General features: G+C 67.9%; 1 protein-coding gene. It reads left to right on the top strand.

Going from position 1 to position 508, the window contains the following annotated elements:
• Positions 1 to 508 (top strand): transposase (locus BEN47_RS02205; RefSeq protein ID WP_083322031.1); only part of this gene is annotated, 508 nt, incomplete at both ends.

Below are 508 nucleotides of genomic sequence, written 5' to 3'. Positions count from 1 at the left end.
TACTTCCGCCGCTGGCAAGCCGACGGGCGGTGGGCGCGGCTCAACAAACTACTAGTCGAGCAGGACCGCCAGCGGTCGGCCCCCTCGGGCCAGCCCAGCCCGAGCGTGGCCGTCGTGGACGCGCAATCCATTAAAAGCAGCGAACGCGGGGTGCTCGACAAAGGCTTTGACGGCCACAAACAGATTCCGGGACGCAAGCGCCAACTTGCCGTCGACACGGGCGGCCGGTTGCTGGCCGCCCACGTCGGGCCCGCCAACGAGAACGACCGGACCGGGGGCCGGGCGGTCCTCGAAAAGTTACACCAACAAGGCTTTAAACGGCTAAAACTCGTACTCGCCGACGCCGGTTACGACGGCCGGCCCCTGGCTGAGTGGGTCCGGGCCCACTGCGGCTGGCGGCTCGAAACAGCCCCCGGCCTAAGCGGCGGCGGCGGCTTTACCCCGCAACCCACGCGCTGGGTTGTGGAGCGTTCCATCAGCTGGTTGCACTGGGACCGACGACTGAGCC

The sequence above is a fragment of the Hymenobacter lapidarius genome (genome assembly GCF_001816145.1).
Lineage (GTDB): Bacteria > Bacteroidota > Bacteroidia > Cytophagales > Hymenobacteraceae > Hymenobacter > Hymenobacter lapidarius.
This window is presented reverse-complemented; position numbering and strand designations above follow the sequence as displayed.